This window comes from Caulobacter sp. P1_D6 (assembly GCF_056406095.1).
On sequence record NZ_JBFUAW010000059.1, the window covers coordinates 17,803 to 34,819 of the forward strand.

16 protein-coding genes and 1 pseudogene are annotated in these 17,017 nt (G+C 68.8%); 7 read left to right on the forward strand and 10 right to left on the reverse strand.

From position 1 onward, the window contains the following. The first annotated feature begins 113 nt into the window (after window positions 1-113). Window positions 114-995, forward strand: a complete 882-nt coding sequence (locus AC1DYP_RS23520) for a LysR family transcriptional regulator (protein ID WP_477048375.1) — start codon at window positions 114-116, stop codon at window positions 993-995. A gap of 3 nt (window positions 996-998) precedes the next feature. Here AC1DYP_RS23520 and AC1DYP_RS23525 read toward each other — a convergent pair whose 3' ends face one another. The 3 genes from AC1DYP_RS23525 to bla all read right to left on the reverse strand — a co-directional run bounded on the left by AC1DYP_RS23525 (window position 999) and on the right by bla (window position 5,298). After that, window positions 999-1,640 (reverse strand): glutathione S-transferase family protein, encoded by a 642-nt coding sequence (locus tag AC1DYP_RS23525; protein WP_477048376.1) that lies wholly within the window; start codon window positions 1,638-1,640, stop codon window positions 999-1,001. A gap of 85 nt (window positions 1,641-1,725) precedes the next feature. Beyond that, entirely contained in the window at window positions 1,726-4,248 is a 2,523-nt protein-coding gene (locus AC1DYP_RS23530; RefSeq protein ID WP_477048377.1) for an MASE1 domain-containing protein, read from the reverse strand. Between the two features lie 135 nt (window positions 4,249-4,383). Then, complete coding sequence (bla, locus tag AC1DYP_RS23535; protein ID WP_477048378.1) at window positions 4,384-5,298, reverse strand: class A beta-lactamase; 915 nt, start codon at window positions 5,296-5,298, stop codon at window positions 4,384-4,386. Window positions 5,299-5,392: 94 nt separating this feature from the next. On the opposite strand from bla, the gene AC1DYP_RS23540 reads away from it, so the two are divergent. Further along, complete coding sequence (locus AC1DYP_RS23540) at window positions 5,393-6,256, forward strand: LysR substrate-binding domain-containing protein (protein ID WP_477048379.1); 864 nt, start codon at window positions 5,393-5,395, stop codon at window positions 6,254-6,256. A 39-nt stretch (window positions 6,257-6,295) separates the two neighbouring features. On the opposite strand, the gene AC1DYP_RS23545 is transcribed toward AC1DYP_RS23540, so the two are convergent. Beyond that, complete coding sequence (locus AC1DYP_RS23545) at window positions 6,296-6,565, reverse strand: GNAT family N-acetyltransferase (protein WP_477032523.1); 270 nt, start codon at window positions 6,563-6,565, stop codon at window positions 6,296-6,298. A gap of 90 nt (window positions 6,566-6,655) precedes the next feature. Here AC1DYP_RS23545 and AC1DYP_RS23550 point away from each other — a divergent pair, with 90 nt between their 5' ends. Then, a complete protein-coding gene (locus AC1DYP_RS23550; protein ID WP_477048380.1) occupies window positions 6,656-7,264 on the forward strand; it encodes a DUF3617 domain-containing protein in 609 nt (202 codons plus the stop codon). Window positions 7,265-7,414: 150 nt separating this feature from the next. On the opposite strand, the gene AC1DYP_RS23555 is transcribed toward AC1DYP_RS23550, so the two are convergent. Continuing rightward, complete coding sequence (locus tag AC1DYP_RS23555; protein WP_477048381.1) at window positions 7,415-8,602, reverse strand: acetyl-CoA C-acyltransferase; 1,188 nt, start codon at window positions 8,600-8,602, stop codon at window positions 7,415-7,417. 221 nt (window positions 8,603-8,823) lie between these two features. Here AC1DYP_RS23555 and AC1DYP_RS23560 point away from each other — a divergent pair, with 221 nt between their 5' ends. Continuing rightward, the gene (locus AC1DYP_RS23560) at window positions 8,824-9,327 is read left to right on the forward strand and encodes a winged helix-turn-helix transcriptional regulator (RefSeq protein WP_477032521.1); all 504 of its coding nucleotides are present in this window, start codon (window positions 8,824-8,826) and stop codon (window positions 9,325-9,327) included. Then, on the forward strand, window positions 9,324-9,551 hold the full coding sequence (locus AC1DYP_RS23565; RefSeq protein ID WP_477048382.1) for a hypothetical protein: 228 nt from the start codon (window positions 9,324-9,326) through the stop codon (window positions 9,549-9,551). Before AC1DYP_RS23560 ends, AC1DYP_RS23565 begins: the two co-directional genes overlap by 4 nt. 83 nt (window positions 9,552-9,634) lie before the next feature. Here AC1DYP_RS23565 and AC1DYP_RS23570 read toward each other — a convergent pair whose 3' ends face one another. After that, window positions 9,635-10,123, reverse strand: coding sequence for an SseB family protein (locus AC1DYP_RS23570; RefSeq protein ID WP_477048383.1), 489 nt, complete (start codon window positions 10,121-10,123; stop codon window positions 9,635-9,637). Window positions 10,124-10,433: 310 nt separating this feature from the next. On the opposite strand from AC1DYP_RS23570, the gene AC1DYP_RS23575 reads away from it, so the two are divergent. Continuing rightward, window positions 10,434-10,991, forward strand: a complete 558-nt coding sequence (locus AC1DYP_RS23575; protein ID WP_477048384.1) for a sugar transferase — start codon at window positions 10,434-10,436, stop codon at window positions 10,989-10,991. Between the two features lies 1 nt (window position 10,992). Here the strand turns inward: AC1DYP_RS23575 and AC1DYP_RS23580 are convergent, their stop codons facing one another. From AC1DYP_RS23580 to flgK, 4 genes are all read right to left on the reverse strand, one after another. After that, entirely contained in the window at window positions 10,993-11,124 is a 132-nt protein-coding gene (locus AC1DYP_RS23580) for a hypothetical protein (protein WP_477032517.1), read from the reverse strand. 325 nt (window positions 11,125-11,449) lie between these two features. Next, the gene (gene mnmA, locus AC1DYP_RS23585) at window positions 11,450-12,670 is read right to left on the reverse strand and encodes a tRNA 2-thiouridine(34) synthase MnmA (protein WP_477048385.1); all 1,221 of its coding nucleotides are present in this window, start codon (window positions 12,668-12,670) and stop codon (window positions 11,450-11,452) included. 55 nt (window positions 12,671-12,725) lie between these two features. Then, the gene (locus AC1DYP_RS23590) at window positions 12,726-13,649 is read right to left on the reverse strand and encodes a flagellin (protein ID WP_477032514.1); all 924 of its coding nucleotides are present in this window, start codon (window positions 13,647-13,649) and stop codon (window positions 12,726-12,728) included. A gap of 9 nt (window positions 13,650-13,658) precedes the next feature. Continuing rightward, a complete protein-coding gene (flgK, locus tag AC1DYP_RS23595) occupies window positions 13,659-15,785 on the reverse strand; it encodes a flagellar hook-associated protein FlgK (RefSeq protein ID WP_477048386.1) in 2,127 nt (708 codons plus the stop codon). Between the two features lie 403 nt (window positions 15,786-16,188). Between flgK and AC1DYP_RS23600 the strand changes: the two are divergent. Then, window positions 16,189-17,017, forward strand: a pseudogene (locus AC1DYP_RS23600) (flagellar hook-length control protein FliK); the annotation flags it as partial.

Here is a 17,017-nt window from a genome sequence, read left to right on the forward strand (position 1 = left end):
TCGGCTGTGATGACAAGATGAGCCTTTGGCTGAAGGAGATAATCAGCCGATATTCGACAACATTATTCAGATTTGCGAATAATGGAGACGCCGCCCTGGACCGCTTCGACGCCATGCGCCTGTTCGTCCGCATCGTGGAGCGGCGCAGCTTCAGCCAGGCGGCGCTGGACCTGAACCTGCCGGCCTCGACGGCCACCGAAGGGGTCAAGCAGCTGGAGGCGCGGCTGGGCGTGCGCCTGCTGCAGCGGACCACGCGCCACGTCAGCCCCACCCTGGACGGCGAGGCCTTCTACCGCCGCTGCCTGACCATCCTGGGCGAACTGGAGGACGCCGAGGCCGAGTTCAGCGACGCCAAGCCGCGCGGCATGCTGCGGGTCGACGTGCACGGCGCCCTGGCCCGCCACTTCCTGCTGCCGGGCCTGCCGGCCTTCCTGGAGCGCCACCCCGACATCCGCTTGCATCTGGGCGAGGGCGACCGGTTGGTCGACCTGGTGCGCGAGGGCGTCGACTGCGTGCTGCGGGTGGGCGACCTGAAGGACAGCGCCATGATCGCCCGCCGGGTGGGTCTGCTGGACGAGGTGACCTGCGCCGCGCCGGTCTATCTGGAACGGCGTGGCATGCCGACCACGCCGGACGACCTGACCGCCCAGAGCCATGTCATGATCGGCTTCGTCTCGTCGGCGACCGGCGAGCACTTCCCGCTGGAGTTCACGGTCGGCGGGACGTTGAAGTTCTTGACCCTGCCGACCGTGCTGTCGGTGACCGGGGCCGAGACCAACATCGTCGCCGCGCGCCTGGGCCTGGGGATCATCCAAGTGCCGCGCTACCACGCCCAGGCCGACCTCGAGGCCGGGCGGCTGGTCGAGATCCTGCCCGACTTCCCGCCCAGCCCCACGCCGGTCTCGCTGCTCTACCCGCAGGCCCGCCACATCCCGCCGCGCGTGCGGGTGTTCATGGAGTGGCTGACGGGGGAGTTCTCGCGGCGGGCGGGATGACCCTTAGGCCGGGGCGTTTTCCTTCGCCGCCGCGATCAGCGCATCATCGATCTCGGACGCCCGCTTGGCCGCCGGGCGCTGGCTGATGCCGGCCCAGTAGGCCTCGAAGGCCGGGCGCTTCTCGATCGTGCCGAACATCATGCCCCAGCCGATCTGCGCGCCAACATAGACGTCGGCGGCCGAGAACTTGTCGCCGGCGATGTAGGTCTTGCCGCTCACCGCCGTCTCCAGGGCGTTCAGGGTGTCCTCGATGCAGCCATAGCCGGCCGAGGCGCGGCGTTCGGGCGGGACCTCGACGCCCAGCGACTTGTTGGTCACCGCCGCCTCGACAGGGCCGCAGGCGAACATCAGCCAGCGGTAGTAGGTCCCGCGCTCGGGCGAGGTGGTCGGCGGGGCCAGGCCGGCCTCGGGAAAGGCGTCGGCCAGGTAGGCGCAGATCGCCGCACCCTCGGTGATCGTCACGCCGCGATGGGTGATCGCGGGCACCTTGCCCATCGGATTGACCGCCAGATATTCGGGCGCCTTCATCGACGCGGCGTAGTCGAGCACCACGGTGCGGTAGGGGGCGCCGACCTCCTCGAGCATCCAGCGGATGATCCGGCCGCGCGACATCGGGTTTGTGTAGAAGACGAGTTCGCCGCTCATGGAGGCGCTCCCTGGAAAGGTGGCGCGATCCTAGCGTGCGCGGTCGGGCGCGCAATCTCGGCAATCGATGTTCTTTGAGCGGCGGCTAGGCGGAGGCCGCGAGCGCCTTGGCCGGCGTCTTGTCCATGGCGGCGTTGAGCGCGGCGACCAGGCCGGCGGCGGTCATCGGCTTGGACACCGAGCCGTCGAAGATCCCGCCGGGTCCGCCGGGACGGGCGTCGGCCGAGAAGGCGATGATCGGGGTCGCGGCGTTCAGCCCGCCTTCGCCGCGGATGCGCAGGGCGGCCTGGGCGCCGTCCAGGCGCGGCATGCGCAGGTCCATCAGGATGGCGTCGAACGGCTGGGCGGCGGCGGCGGCCACGCCTTCCTCGCCGTCCACGGCCTCGGCCACCTCGGCCCCCATGGCGGTCAGGATGGCGTTGACCAGCTCGCGGTTGGCCGGATTGTCGTCGACGACCAGCACCCGCAAGGCGGGCCGCAGCAACGGCGCGGCGGCCTCCGAGGCGGCCTGGATCTCCAGGCCCACAGCGTAGGGGGCGGAGATGTCGAAGCTGAAGCAGGCGCCCTGGCCGGGCACGCTGACCACGCCGATCCGGCCGCCCATGGCCTCGACAAGGCCCTTGCAGATGGCCAGGCCCAGCCCGGTGCCGCCGTGCTTGCGGGTCAGGCCCGCATCGACCTGCGAGAAGCGGCGGAACAGCAGGTCCACGTCTTCGGCGGCGATGCCCGGGCCGGTGTCGGCGACCGCCAGGTGGAGGCGGTGCTCGACGTCGTCATAGCGGGCCGAGACGGTGATCTCCCCGGCTTCGGTGAACTTCACCGCGTTGCCGATCAGGTTCAGCAGCACCTGGCGCAGGCGGCCACTGTCGATCATCAGGTCGGACGGCAGGCGCGCCAGGCCCTCGGCGCGCAGGGGCACGCCCTTGGCTTCGGCTTCCAGCGAGAACAGGTCCAGCACCTCGTCGATGATCTGGTCCGGCGCGATCGGCTCCAGCTTCAGCTCCAGCTGGCCGGCCTCCAGTTTCGAGAAGTCGAGGATGTCGTTGATGGTGGTCAGCAGCGCCTTGCCGCCGCTCAGCACCCGGCCGATGAAGCGGCGGGCGTCGGGCGACAGGTCCGGCTCGTCGTCGACCAGGCGGGCGAAGCCCAGCACCGAGGTCAGGGGCGTGCGCAGCTCGTGGCTCATATTGGCCAGGAACTCGCCCTTCACCGCGGCGGCGGCCTCGGCCTCGTTGCGGGCCTCGCGCAGCTGGCGCTCCATGGCCTTGTGCTCGGTGACGTCGCGGACGATGTCGGTGATGCCGGTGAGCGCGCCGGTCAGCGGATCGCGCTGCAGGCCGGGTCGGGATTCCAGCCAGATCACCTGGCCGTCCTTGCGGATCGCGCGGTACTCGATGCGGGTCGGCCCGTTGTCGTGATGGGCGGTCATGTGGGCGATCTGTTCGACGACGAGGGCGCGGATGGCCTCGCGGTCGTCCTCGTGCACGGTGGTCATGCCCTCGCGGCCGACCAGCTCCTCGGTCGTGTAGCCCAGCATGGCGACGCAGGCGGGCGACACGTACTGGATGATGCCGCGCAGATTGCTGTGGACGATCATGTCCTGGGCGTTCTCGGCCAGCTGGCGGAAGCGCGCCTCGCTGCGGGCCACCGCGGCGTTGGCCTCGGTCATGCTCTGAAGCATCTGGCGGCGGTGCCGCTGGATCGAGGCGACGGGCAGGCTGATGAAGATCGCCACGGCCAGGAACAGCTGCAGCACGATCGCCTGGTCGGGCGAGCCGGCCGGCAGAAGGGTGATCGGGCCCTGGCCGGCCATGGTGAAGATCACCGCCACGACGGCCACCAGGGTGGCGCTCAGCGCCGCGCCCAGCACTTCCAGCCGCCAGGCGACCAGCAGCATCATCGGCGGCACGATGAACAGCAGCGGGCGGGGCTGGGTGAAGACCACGACGGTCACCACCAGCAGCAGCAGCAGGCAGACGACGCCGGAGACCGACAGCGGCCGTTCGCGCAGATAGTGGCGGATGCGCACCAGGGCCAGCAGGCACGGGGTGATGGTCATCAGGCCCAGGATGTCGCCCAGCGACCAGACGCCGATATTGGCCAGCAGCACGCCGCCGCGCATGGCGGTGTGGATCGTGGCGGCGACCGCGCCGGTGGAGATCGGGGCGGCCAGGCCGCAGATCAGGGCGAAGGCGATCATGTCCCTGGCCCGGCCCAGGTCGATTTCCTGGCCGCAGACGCGGCGCACGCCCCAGGCGCAGATGAAGATCTGGACGATGTTGCAGCTGACCAGGACGATGTTGACGGTCAGCAGGTCCTGGACGTGGGCCCCGGCCGCCAGGCCGCCGACCAGGCAGCCCAGCAGCACGGCCGGCCAGTGGCGGTCGCGGCACGACAGCAGGCAGGCCACGCCGAAGCCATTGGACAGCCAGATCGGGGCCACCTGGCCGTAGTTGCGGGGGAACTCGACGCAGAGATAGGCCAGCAGGGCGTAGCCGACCGCCGCGACGACGGCGAGGGCGGCGGTCTTCACCAGGTCGCGGCCGGTCCAGTTGAAGACTGGCCTCTTGAAGACTGGCCTCGCGGTCGAAGAGTTCGTCTCTGTCATCACCCTGCTTTCGCGGGTCGTCCGGCCCCTTTTCAGGCTAAGACGAACCACTGCGCAGGACTAGGCCGAAGGCCTTAAAGAACAGTGGCTTGCGGCGCGGCTCATCGCCGCGCCCTTGAGGTTGTATTCGACCTCCTACGATCCAAAGCCCGCCGCCGTGACCAGGCGCGCCACCTCGGCGATCACGGCGTTGCGGCCGTCGTTGTCGAGCATGGAGCGGCTCAGATAGGTGGTGATCAGCAGGGGCGGGCGGCCGGACCCAACCTGGCCGGAGGGCCAGATCACGGCGATGTCGTTGGTCGTCCCGACCTTGTCGTCGCCCCAGCTTCCGGTCTTGTCGCCGACCTTCCAGCCGGCGGGCAGGCCGGCGCGAAGGCGCTTGTCGCCGGTCTGGTTGGCGACCAGCCAGGCGATCAGCTGCTGGCGCGAGGCCGGCGACAGGGCCCCGCCCAGGGTCAGGGCGCGCAGGGTGGCCAGCATGGCGTTGGGCGAGGTGGTGTCGTGGATCTCGCCCGGCTTGACTACATTCAGGCCCGGCTCGTAGCCGTCCAGTCGGGTGACCTTGTCGCCCAGGCCGCGCAGGAAGGCGGTCAGGGCCTTGGGGCCGCCGAAGGTGTCGAGCAGCAGATTGGCGGCGGCGTTGTCGCTGAGGGTGATCGTCGCCTCGCACAGCGCCCCCACCGTCATGCCCTCGCCGACGTGCTTCTCGGTGGCCGGCGAGTGGGCGATCAGCACCTCCTTGCCGTACGGGATCCGGCGGTCCAGCCGCTCCAGGCCCTGGTCCACCCGCTTGAGCACCAGGCCCGCGACCAGGGCCTTGAAGGTGCTGCACATCGCGAAACGCTCGTCGCCGCGATGGGCGAAGGCCTTGCCGTCGGCCGTATCGAGCACGGACACGCCCAGCCGGCCGCCGCTGCGGACCTCCAGGGCGACGATACCCCGGCTAATGCCGCTGGTCAGCCGCGCGGTCGCCGCCGCGGCGGCCGGGCCGGCCAGGGAAAGGACGGGCAGGGTGGAAATGGCCGTTAATACTTGGCGTCTGTCGATCATCAGGTCCTCCATGGCCCGCAAGATGGGCGACGGGTGACCCTCGGATCAAACGATGATACTTCGGCGCAAACCCTAGAAAATTTTGGGTGTCGAGATGAGCCGCGCGCAACTGCCCCTCAACGCCCTGCGGGCCTTCGAGGCCTCGGCCCGGCATCTGAGCTTCACGCGGGCGGCCATCGAGCTGTGCGTGACCCAGGCGGCCGTCAGCCATCAGGTCAAGGGCCTGGAGCAGCGGCTGGGCGCGAGCCTGTTCCGCCGCCTGYCGCGCGGCCTGGCCCTGACCGACGAGGGGCTGGCCCTGCTGCCGACGGTGCGCGACAGCTTCGACCGCATGGGCGACGTGCTGGAGCGGTTCTCGGCCGGCCGGGTGATGGAGGTGCTCAGCGTCGGGGTGGTGGGCACCTTCGCGGTGGGCTGGCTGCTGCCGCGCCTGCCGGCCTTCCGCGAGGCCCACCAGTTCGTCGACCTGCGCCTGTTCACCAACAACAACCGCATCGACATCGCCGGCGAGGGGCTGGACTGCGCCGTGCGGTTCGGCGACGGGGCCTGGCATGGCACCCAGGCCATGCCGCTGTTCGCCGCCCCGATGACGCCGCTGTGCTCGCCGGCCGTCGCCGAGCGGCTGAAGGCGCCCGAGGCGCTGGGTTCGGAGGTCCTGCTGCGCAGCTACCGCGCCGACGACTGGCCCGACTGGTTCGCCGCCGCCGGCCTGACCCCGCCGCCGATCCGCGGGCCGGTGTTCGACAGCTCGTGGGTGATGGTCGAGGCGGCGATGCAGGGGGCGGGCGTGGCCCTGGCCCCGTCGATGATGTTCGCCCGCGACCTGGAGCAGGGCCGGCTGGTGCGGCCGTTCGCCCTGGAGGTCGGGTCGGGGATGTACTGGCTGACCTGGCTGAAGTCGCGGGCGGTCACGCCGGCGCTGGGGGTGTTCCGGGATTGGCTGGCCGAGCAGAACTAGAGCCGGGGACATGCACTTGTGCGTGTCCCCGCGCGGATCCTAGGCGATGATCTCCGGATCGTTCCGCCTCAGCCATGCCGAGGCGTAGCTGCACAGCGGCACGATCTTCATCCCTTCGCTGCGGGCGGTCTCGGCGACCTTGCCCATCAGGCGGCCGGCCGCGCCGGTGCCGCGCAGGGCGGGATCGGCCTCGACGTGGGGGATGACCAGGCGGTGGCCGCTGCGCTGGTAGTCGGCGAAGGCGATGCGCCCGTCGACTTCCAGTTCGTAGCGGCTCTTGGCGGGGTTGTGGCTGAAGGCGTCGGTCATGGTTCCGATATGGGCTGGACGGCGCGCGGCGCCAGGGGTGATGCTGCTTGGGGGGCTAACGCGCGAGCGAGGTGGGCGATGCGGGCTCTAATGGTGTTTGTGGCGTTCGGGACCTTGGCGGCCATGGCCGCGTGCGGCCAGAAGTCCGAAACCCAGAAATCCGGAACCGGGACCGCGCAAGCGCCCAAGGCCGCGACGGCGACGGGGGAGGCCGCGGCGACGGCGCCGGCCGCCACCGCCCCGGCCCCGACCAGTTGGCCCAAGCGCAAGCCGGGCCTGTGGACCCAGACCATGACCCTCAAGGCGCAGGGCTTCACGCGCAGCTTCCGCTTCTGCGTCGACGACACCAGCGACGAGAAAATGGGATTGGACACCCAGGGCGACGACAAGCGCTGCCAGCGCAAGTCGATGACGCGCGGCATGGACGGCGGCTGGACGGTGGTCTCGGCCTGCGACATGGGTCCGGCCGGCCAGACCGACAGCACCATCCACGTCGCCGGCGACTTCAACACCCGCTACGTGATGGACGTCACCAGCACCACCACGGGCGCGGCCCAGCCGGCGATGAACGGCGAGCACAAGATGAACATGACCGCCGAGTGGTCGGGGGCCTGTCCCGCCGGCTGGAGCGGCGGCGACGTCGAGATGCCCGGCGGCCGGCGGATCAACCTGCTGACCAAGGCGGTCTCGGGCGGGTAGGAGCGATCAATATTGACGCTCGGTGCGAGGTCCTCGTCCTTCGACAAGCTCAGGATGAGGACCTTTTTACAGGCCCGAGCAGTAGAAAAACCTCATCCTGAGCCTGTCGAAGGACGAGGTTTTCGTCTCAGGCGCTGATGTGGATGCGCCCTAAACCAGCTCCACCGCCATCGCGGTGGCCTCGCCGCCGCCGATGCACAGGGACGCCAGACCCTTCTTGCCGCCGCGCGCCTGCAGGGCCGAGATCAGGGTGCACAGGATGCGCGCGCCCGAGGCGCCGATCGGGTGGCCCAGGGCGCAGGCGCCGCCGTTGACGTTCAGCTTGGCCGGATCGATGCCCAGCTCCTGCTGGGCGATCATGGCGACCACGGCGAAGGCCTCGTTGACCTCGAACAGGTCGACGTCGGCGACCTCCCAGCCGGCCTTCTTCAGCGCCTTCTTCATGGCCGGCACCGGGGCGGTGGTGAACAGGCCAGGCTCGTGGGCGTGGGCGGCGTGGCTGACCACCCGGGCGACGATCGGCAGGCCCAAGCGCTTGGCCACGCTCTCGCGGGTCATCACCAGGGCGGCGGCGCCGTCGCTGATCGAGGACGAATTGGCCGCCGTGATGCCGCCGTCGCGGGCGAAGGCCGGGCGCAGGGTCGGGATCTTGGCGGCGTCGGCCTTCAGCGGCTGCTCGTCCTGGGTGACGGTCTCGACGCCCTTGCGGGTGGTGATGGTCACCGGGGTGATCTCGGCGTCGAAGGCGCCCGAGGTGATCGCCTGCTTGGCCTTGGCCAGGCCGGCGACGGCGTAGGCGTCCATGGCCTCGCGGCCGAACTGGTAGGTGGCGGCGCTGTCCTCGGCGAAGGCGCCCATCAGCTTGCCGGGGGTGTAGGCGTCCTCCAGCCCGTCCAGGTACATGGAGTCCATCATCTGGTCGTGGCCGATGCGGGCGCCCGAGCGGTGCTTGGTCAGCAGGTAGGGGGCGTTGGTCATGCTCTCCATGCCGCCGGCCACGATGATCTCGGCGCTGCCGGCCGCCAGGGCGTCGTGGGCCATGATCGCGGCCTGCATGCCGCTGCCGCACATCTTGTTGACGGTGGTGGCCTCGACCGAGAGGGGCAGGCCGGCGCCGACGGCGGCCTGGCGGGCGGGGGCCTGGCCCAGGCCGGCAGGGAGAACGCAGCCCATGAAGATCTGCTCGACCTGGTCGCCCGAGACGCCGGCCCGCTCGATCGCCGCCTTCACCGCCGCGGCGCCCAGCTCGGTGGCCTTGGCCCCGGCCAGCGCGCCCTGGAAGCCGCCCATCGGCGTGCGGGCGAACGAGACGATGACGACGGGATCGGCGCTGGACATGCTTGAACTCCACCCTTGGGGATTTTGCGGCGGAATAAACCCTCTTCGGCGCGTCGGGCGCAAGGGTCTCGCGCAAAAAGCGGGCGATGGCGGTATGCGGATGTTCCCGCCATCGACCCGCAGTGCGCAACCGAGAGAGTCAATTGCTATAAAAAACCTACTGCCGTCGGTCTGCAAAAGCAACCCTTGCATTCCCCGGCGGAAGGCTTCACCTTCGCGTGATGGGCCGCACCGCTGACTACACCAACGAACGCTGCGCCATCGCCGCCACCCTCGAGGTCGTCGGCGATCCGTGGACCCTCCTGATCCTCCGCGACGCCTTCCAGGGCGTGAAACGGTTCGAGCAGTGGCAGGAACGCCTGGGCGTGGCCCGCAACGTCCTGGCCGCCCGCCTCAAGAGCCTGGTGGCCCACGGGGTGCTCGAGCCGCGCCGCTATTCGGAACGCCCGCCGCGCCAGGAATACGTGCTGACCCCCAAGGGCCGCGCCCTGTCGCCGGTGCTGTTGACCATGGCCGAGTGGGGCGACCAGCACGTCTACGGCCTGGGCAAGGGGCCGGTGCATTTCGTGCACAAGACCTGCGGCCACGACTTCCATCCCAAGCTGGCCTGCGAGGCCTGCGGCGAGATCGTCGACGGCCGCGACCTTTCCCGGGTGATCCACGAGGAACAGGCCCTGACCGTCGGCGAGGCCCTGGAGGCCTCGGTCAGGATCGCCGCCGAGTGAGCTACCGCTTCCACGTCCATCGCGCCAAGCCGGCCTACCGGCTGGTGACGGCGGACATGGGGACGGGGGATGGGGCGGGGTTTCCGGCCGGGACCGATCCCGCCGACTGGCGCTTCACCCGCGTCCGTGAGCGCGCCGACACCAATCCCGACGTGGCCCGCCTGGTCGACGAGACCGGCTACTGCCTGTTCAAGATCGGCATGAGCTTTGACGAGATCGTCTGAGCCTTACGGAACGCCGCGCCCGAGGGCTTCCAGGAACAGACGATGTCGACGTCCGTGAAGGGTGGTTGGCGGACGTCCAGATGTTAGGCTTCGCTGTAGGGTCTTTCCCTACGCTCGATGTGCTTGACGACCCTCACGACATCCTGCGCCTTGATGAAGGCTGAAGGCGATAACCCCGGATTGATTACAACCGGCAGCCCTTTCGCAAGTCTGAGCGCCTCTATTCCGGGCATGAAGACATACGGCACGCCCGCTCCAAACCGCTCGATGATACGCCGCTCGCTCGTGAAGAGCGCCATGGCTTCTCGTCCCTTCACCGTCTCGGTCAAATAGATGACCTGCGAGTTATCTCGGAGTTCGCCATTTTTCGTGAGCGCGTCCTTGCGCGTCACGAGGTAAATGCGCGCCGCAGGAAGGACGCTAAGCAGGCCCTTGCCAAGCACCGCCCGCCCCTGGGAAGAGGCAACAAGTGCGACTTCGACTTCGTTTTCCGGGACTATATGGCCGGTGTCAGTCTTTAGCGTCGGGCGACACGCCGACGTGCCAGCCAATGCAAGCGCCGAAAGCAGCATATTCCTGCGCGACCAAAATCGCTCGCTAGGCGAGGCTGACATCATCACTCAAAGCCGTTTGCTCAAGCTCTGACATAACCGCTCGCATTGCTCCGCGCCAGCGATCAGCAAGGTCCGCTTGGGGTCGGACTGGGAACCTAGCGCGGGCGTCCGTTCGCGAGCGCCGATTTCAGGGCGAACTTCCGACGATCCTGTGGAAGGTCGAAAAAGGGTCGGAACCCCGACTTAGTCCGGACGTTTTGAGCCTTCGAGCGCCTAATCCCAAAGGGGGCGCTCGGGCGGGGGCGCCCTGAGTGCAGTGGGGTCCGCGTTGAGTGAAGTCATGGGTCGGGTCGGCGCGGTTGGGCCCGCCGCGAGCGTGTGCAAGCGGGTGCTGGACGTGCTGGGCGCGATCCTCGTCCTGCTGTTCTTCCTGCCAATCGGATTGATGATGATCGCCGCGATCCGATGCAGTCGGGGCGGGCCGATCTTCGAGCGCGAGCAGACCGTGGGCCTGGGCGGCAGGATCTTCGCCCGCTGGCGGCTGCATCAGCCGGTCGAGCGCGAGAGCGTGTTCGATCGCGTGCTGTGGCAGGCCGGACTGACCGACCTGCCCTCGGCGGTCAATGTCATCGACGGCGACATGTCGTTGATCGGGCCCAGGCCGCATTCGCCGGCGCAGTACGCCTGCCTGAGCCAGGGGCGGCCGGACTACGCCAGGCGGCTGGAGGCGCGGCCGGGGATGATCTGGCCCCGCGCGAGCGAGGGCGAGCCGTCCTGGAGCGCCGAGCTGGACTATGTGGTCCGATGGTCGGTGTTGGTGGATCTGAAGGTGGCGAGTCTGTACGCGGTCCAGGGCCTGTTCCGCGAGGAACAGGGCGTCGACTAGATCAGCGGGCGACCAGCGCCAGGCCGACGATCGCGGTGGCCCACAGTGCGAGATTGGCCAGGATCACCGTCAGCTTGGTCAGCGAGACGTGACGATCATGGTGGCGCTTGTAAGTGTAGGCGGCGGTAGCCATCGGCCTTCAACTCCAAATTCTACAATCGCGTCAAAAACTTGGCGCGAACGCACAGTAGATACGTCTACATGCCACAAAAGTTTCGTATGTCACTCGCTTACGGCGTGAAAATTCATTGTAACCGGCGATTATTTTGCTGAGCGTCCCGTTTCGAACGCTGGTTTTTATCAGGATTGTCAAATAATCGCGTGTGACGCGAGATTTTGCTGCTTTTCAAGGCATTCCAAGGCGGCGCGCGCGGAGAGGCGCGCTCGCGTGTTTTAAGCGCTGCAATACAATTTTGGGGTGTGGGTCATCGCGAGTCGAACCCCCGCGCCGCGGCGGCCTAGATCGCCGCGCGCTCGGTCGCCACGATGAAGCCGCCGCCCAGCACGCGCTCGGGGTCGGCGGGGTCGTACAGCACGCAGGCCTGGCCGGGGGCGACGCCCTCTTCCAGCACGTCGAACACCAGGCGCGGCTCACCCCCATTGGGACCTGGGACCAGGGCCAGGCGGCCCGGGACGGGTTCGCGGGTCGAGCGCACGCGGGCCAGCACCGGCGCGCCGGCGGCGGCGGCCGCTTCCAGGCTGTCCTCGACGCCCAGCCAGTTGCCTTCCTTCAGCGACAGCGCCTGGGTCAGCAGGGCCTCGCGCGGGCCGACGATCACCTGCCGCTTGTCGGCGTCGATCCTGACCACGAACAGCGGATCGCCGACGGCGATGTTCAGGCCCCGGCGCTGGCCGATCGTATAGCGGGTCACGCCCTCGTGGCGGCCCAGCACGCGGCCGTCCATGTGCACCATGTCGCCGGGCAAAGCCCCTTGAGGACGTATCCTGTCGATCACCGTGGTGTACTTGCCCTCGGGCACGAAGCAGATGTCCTGGCTGTCGGGCTTGTCTGCGATGGCCAGGCCGAGCTCGGCCGCGACCTGCCGCACCGTCGGCTTGTCCATGCCGCCCAGCGGGAAGCGCAGGAAGTCCAGCTGCTCGGCCGTGGTGGCGAACAGGAAGTAGCTCTGGTCCTTGGTCGGGTCGGCGGCTCTGCGCAGTTGGGGGCGATTGGCCCCCGCAGCGAAGCTGCGTTGCACGTAGTGGCCGGTGGCCATGGCCTCGGCGCCCAGGTCGCGGGCCACGTCCAGCAGGTCGCGGAACTTGACCGTCTGGTTGCAGCGCACGCAGGGGATCGGCGTCTCGCCGCGCAGATAGGCGTCGGCGAACTCCTCGATCACCTGCTCCTTGAAGCGGCTTTCGTAGTCCAGGACGTAGTGCGGGATGCCGATCCGCTCGGCCGCCATGCGGGCGTCCATGATGTCCTGGCCCGCGCAGCAGGCGCCCTTCTTGGCGATCGCCGCGCCGTGGTCGTAGAGCTGCAGGGTGACGCCCACCACGTCGTATCCGGCCTTGGCCAGCAGGGCGGCGGTGACGGTGGAGTCCACGCCGCCGGACATCGCCGCGACGATCCGCGTCCCGACCGGCAGGCCGACAGCCTCGCGCGCCTGTTCGACGGCGCGGTCGAGGGCGGAGGTGGTCGTGGCGAAGAGAGCGGTGTCGGCGTCCATCGCGGCCATATAGCGGTTCGAGGCCGGTTTTGCGAGGTTGCGGGTGTCGCGGCTGACGCCGCCCCTACCTCAGCACGTTCAGCAGCGACGAGTTCTGCAGGCTGGCGAACACCTGGGCAGAGGCCTGGACGGCCAGCTTGGCCGATTCCAGGCGGGTGATCGCCTCGGCCATGTCGACGTCGGTGATGCCGCCGACCATGGTGGTCAGGGTGTCGGACTGGTCCGAGAGCTCGGTCTGGGCGGTCTCGAAACGCTTCTGGTTCAGGCCGTTCTGGGCCTGGGCGGTGACCAGCCCCGTCTTGACGCCGTCGAAGACTGGCAGCAGGCCCTTGAGGAAGTCGCTCTGGGCCTGGGTCAGCTTGCCGGTGAACGGGCCGTTGGCGTCGACATAGGCCTGGACCTGCTGGAAGGCGCCGTAGACGCCCGTGCCCAGCTTGTCGGCGAGTTGGCCGGTGTTGACCGAGGTCGTGTCGTCGATGCGGTTGCTGGTGATGTACTGGTCGTTCTTGAACAGCGTGGCGATCGGCGGGCCGGCGGTGAGGTCGGCCATCTTGGTGGCGCTGGTCGGCACGGTGTCGGACTTGGCGCCGGCGAACACGTAGCGGCCGTTGAACTTGCTGTTGAGCCCCTGCACGACGTCGCCGAACGCGCCGGTCATCTGCTGCATCAGGGTCTCGGCGCTGCCGGCCGCGATGGCGTTGGCGATGGCGTCGCGGGCGTCCTGGGTGGCGTCGGAGATCTGGCCGATGCCGATGTCCTGGACGTCCAGGCGGTTGGTGACCCGGGTGGTCTGGTCCAGGAAGCCGGCGACCTTGGCCTGGGCTGTCTTCATGGCCGTCAGGACCTCGGCGTTCTTGGCGTAGCCCTTCAGGTCGGTGGCGTTCTTTTGGCTGGAGACCTGCTCGCCGGCGATGTTCTGCAGCACCTGCGCGCGCATCAGGTTGCTGGTCATAACGCCGAAGTTGCCGGAGGTGGAGACGCGGGTCATGGCTTAACCTCAGATGATATTGGTGAGGACATCGAACATGTCCTTGGTCGCCTGGATCAGGCGGGCCGAGGCGTTGAACGCCTGCTGATAGGTGGTCAGGTTGACCAGCTCCTCGTCCAGGTTGACGCCTTCCTGCGACTGGCGCTGGGCGTCGACCTCGGTCTTGACGGAGTCGGCCGCTTCCTTGCGGCTGGCGGCGGAATTGGCCTTGCGGGCGATGGAGCCGCTGAAGTCCGCGCCGTAGGACAGCACGCTCTTCTTGGAGCCGGCCGTGTCGCCGGCGTTGGCGAAGGCGGCGATGCTGTCGCCGGCCTTGGCCAGGGCCAGGGCGCCGCGGCCGTCGCCGACCGCCAGGGCCGGGGTCCCGGCCGCCGCGGTCAGGTCCAGCTTGGCGAACGGCAGCTTGGCGGGATTGGCCTCCATGGCCGGATCGATCTTGAACAGGCCGCCGCGCGTGCTGCGCTCGCTCATGCCAACGCCGAACAGCTGGCTGAGCGACGGGCCGCCGGCGCCGCGCTGGGTCTTGTCCTCGACCACCGAGAGGGTGACGGGCGTGGCCCCGTTGGCCGCGAAGGTCAGCTCGCCCTTCGAGCCCAGGGAGAACGTGCCGTACAGGCCCACGCCCGAGTTGCGGGAGTTCAGGGCGTCGATGGTTTCCTGCATCGAGCCGGTGCCGGTCGGGATCGCCACCTGGATGTCGCGGATGCGGCTGCCGTCGGTGTCGGTCAGGCGCAGGGTGATGGTCTGGCCGGGCGTGAAGCCGCTGGGATCGGTGGCGATCATCCCCGTCTCGTAGGGCGAGTAGCCGTCCGAGCGGATGATGTCGTTCATGCCGAAGAACTGGCTGAAGCCCTTGCCGGCCTTGGTCGACGGCGTGGTCGCGTCGTCGACGATGGCGACGCCGCCGGTCGCGGCCGTGGCGTTCAGGCTCAGCTGGCCGTTGGTGAAGCCGGCGGTGGCCGTGCCGCCCAGGGCGGTGTTCAGCTGGGCGATGAAGTTGGTGTTGTTGAAGGTCGGGCCGGCGGCGCCGTTGACGGTCATGGTCCCGGCGCCCGGGCCGGGGCCGAAGTCGACGTCGACGCGCTGGACGACGGCGCCGGCGGCGTTGGTGATGGCGATCGTCGTCTTGCCGGTGAAGTTGGCGAAGGCGGTGTTGGCGTCCAGGCCGATGTCCTTGCCGGTCATGCTGTTGGGCGCGGGGACCGAGCTGGAGGCGTTGGAGGCGCGGTTCAGCTCTTCGGCCGCGCGGCTGACGAACTCGCCCAGCTGGTCGGAGAGGTTGGGCAGTTCCTGGTTGCGCAGTTGCAGCAGGCCCTGGATCTCGCCGTTGGTGACGGCCAGCGGCATGACCTGGCCGCCGCTGTTGGCGGTGACGACGGTCAGATAGCCGTTGGCCGGGCCCGACTGATTATAGGTGACCGTGGCGGGGCCGTTGCCGGCCAGGGTGACGCCCTCGGCCGAGCGCACCGTGACGCCGCCGTTGGCGCGGTCGCTGACCTGGACGTTCATGTAGGTCGATAGCTCGTTGATCAGTCCGCTTTGGACGTTCTCGGAGCCGGTGCCGTCGGCGCCCGACATCTTGGCGCGGGTGATGTCGACGTTCAGGGCGTCGATCTGCTTGAGCAGGTCGTTGACGCGGTCGACGTCGGCGCCGATGCGGTTGTCGGTGTCCTTGATCTGGCTCGACAGCGACGAGGTGATGCGCTTGCTCTCGCTGAGGAAGTCCTCGACCTTGGTCACGGCGCTGCTGCGCAGCAGGGTCGAGGACGGATCGTCCACCGCCATCGAGAAGGCGGCGTAGACGTCGTCCAGGGTGGCGAAGAAGTTGTTCGTGGTGGTGGGGTCGCCGAACAGCTTCTGGGCGTTGTCCATGGCCGTGGCGATCGCGCCCGTGCGGCCGGAGTCAGAAGCGCCGTTCAGGCTGGCGGCAGCCATGAACTTGTCTGTGGCCCGCTTGATGGCGTCGATGTTGACGCCCACGCCCATGCCGTTCGACACCAGGTTCGACTGGGCGATCTGTTTGCGGACGTAACCGGCGGTGTTGATGTTGGCGATGTTGTCGGAAACGACGCGCAGGCCCGTCTGGGCCGCCATCATCCCCGAGGTCGCAACGTTCAAGATGGTGTTCAACGACATGGTCTATTCTCCGGCCTGCTCGGCAAACCACGAACGGCACGACGCGACCTTGCCCGGCGAAAACTGCCGGGCGTTGTGGGGTTCGACCCCTTCGGCGATGTGCAAGCCATTGAAATGCATGGCAATTCGTTCCTGACGTCGAGCGAGCGACAAGAACGTATGCGCAAGGAGGGCGCCAACTCGGGGTGGGGCGCGACGACGCGGCAAGCCTGGTCGCATTAACCAAGTTTAGCCCGGCAAAAAGCGCCGTGGTCGGCCTATCCGAAGTCGTAAACGCAAGATTAATATAAATAAAAACAGTTAGTTAGTTTGAATTCTCGAGTTGGCCCGGCGGTTGCTCAGGGAAGTCCGGATCAAGGCGTGTCCTCTCCGGGCCGCCATCCTCCGTGGACCTAATCGACGCATGACCGCGATCGCTGCTCCCGCTTCCGTCCTGCCTTCGGCCCCGGCTCCCGCCGGCGGCTATGACAAGGACGCGGCCGAAGGCTTCGGCGCGCTGCTGGCCCAGACGGGAAGCGCGAACGCCTCGAACGACAAGGCCTCCACGCGGGACGCCGGCAAGGCCGCCGCCGCCGACAAGGCCGCCGCCGCCGACAAGGCCGCCGACCGCGCGCAGGACAACAAGACCTCCAGCGCCAAGGCCGCCGATCGCGCCGCCGACGCTTCGGACAAGGCCGCCGACGCCAAGGCGCCCGCCAAGACGGCCGACGTCGCCAAGGCCGACGACAAGGCTTCGGACGCTCCGGCCGCCGAGACCAAGACCGACAGCAAGGACCAGACCGACACCACCGTCGCCGCCGACGGCCAGGCCGCCGACGCGGCCACCGGCCAGGCCGAAGCCGCGGCCCTGGCCGCCGCCGCCCTGATCGCCGCCATGCAGGCCCCGACGGTCGAGGCGTCCAAGCCCGTCGTCGACGCCGACGTGACCGGCGCGGCGCCCGCCGCCCAGGCCGCAACGACCGAAACGGCCTTCGCGCCGGTCGTCGCCTCGGACGCACAGACTCAAGAGACGGCCGTTCCCGCCGCCGCCCTGGCGACCGACGCGGCCGACACCGTTCCGGCCCTCGACCTGCCGCAAGCCCCGGCCGTCTCGGCCGCCGAACTCGCCGCCGCTGCTGCAGCCGCCGCCAAGGCCAAGACCGCCTCGACCGCTCCGGCCGCCAAGACCGACGCCGCCGTGACCGCGCCGGTCGCGCCGCCGGCCGCTCCGGCCGCCGACGCCGCCGCCGTGG

Bases quoted from the DNA above. Each gene is read 5' to 3' on its own strand.
- AC1DYP_RS23545 (WP_477032523.1), bottom strand. From the start codon at position 6,565: ATGACCGACGCCTTCAGCCACAACCCCGCCAAGAGCCGCTACGAACTG.
- AC1DYP_RS23555 (WP_477048381.1), bottom strand. From the start codon at position 8,602: ATGTCCAGCGCCGATCCCGTCGTCATCGTCTCGTTCGCCCGCACGCCG.
- AC1DYP_RS23570 (WP_477048383.1), bottom strand. From the start codon at position 10,123: ATGCTGCTTTCGGCGCTTGCATTGGCTGGCACGTCGGCGTGTCGCCCG.
- AC1DYP_RS23530 (WP_477048377.1), bottom strand. From the start codon at position 4,248: ATGACAGAGACGAACTCTTCGACCGCGAGGCCAGTCTTCAAGAGGCCA.
- AC1DYP_RS23550 (WP_477048380.1), top strand. From the start codon at position 6,656: ATGGTGTTTGTGGCGTTCGGGACCTTGGCGGCCATGGCCGCGTGCGGC.
- AC1DYP_RS23525 (WP_477048376.1), bottom strand. From the start codon at position 1,640: ATGAGCGGCGAACTCGTCTTCTACACAAACCCGATGTCGCGCGGCCGG.
- AC1DYP_RS23590 (WP_477032514.1), bottom strand. From the start codon at position 13,649: ATGACCCGCGTCTCCACCTCCGGCAACTTCGGCGTTATGACCAGCAAC.
- AC1DYP_RS23560 (WP_477032521.1), top strand. From the start codon at position 8,824: ATGGGCCGCACCGCTGACTACACCAACGAACGCTGCGCCATCGCCGCC.
- flgK (WP_477048386.1), bottom strand. From the start codon at position 15,785: ATGTCGTTGAACACCATCTTGAACGTTGCGACCTCGGGGATGATGGCG.
- bla (WP_477048378.1), bottom strand. From the start codon at position 5,298: ATGATCGACAGACGCCAAGTATTAACGGCCATTTCCACCCTGCCCGTC.
- AC1DYP_RS23520 (WP_477048375.1), top strand. From the start codon at position 114: ATGCGCCTGTTCGTCCGCATCGTGGAGCGGCGCAGCTTCAGCCAGGCG.
- mnmA (WP_477048385.1), bottom strand. From the start codon at position 12,670: ATGGCCGCGATGGACGCCGACACCGCTCTCTTCGCCACGACCACCTCC.
- AC1DYP_RS23580 (WP_477032517.1), bottom strand. From the start codon at position 11,124: ATGGCTACCGCCGCCTACACTTACAAGCGCCACCATGATCGTCACGTC.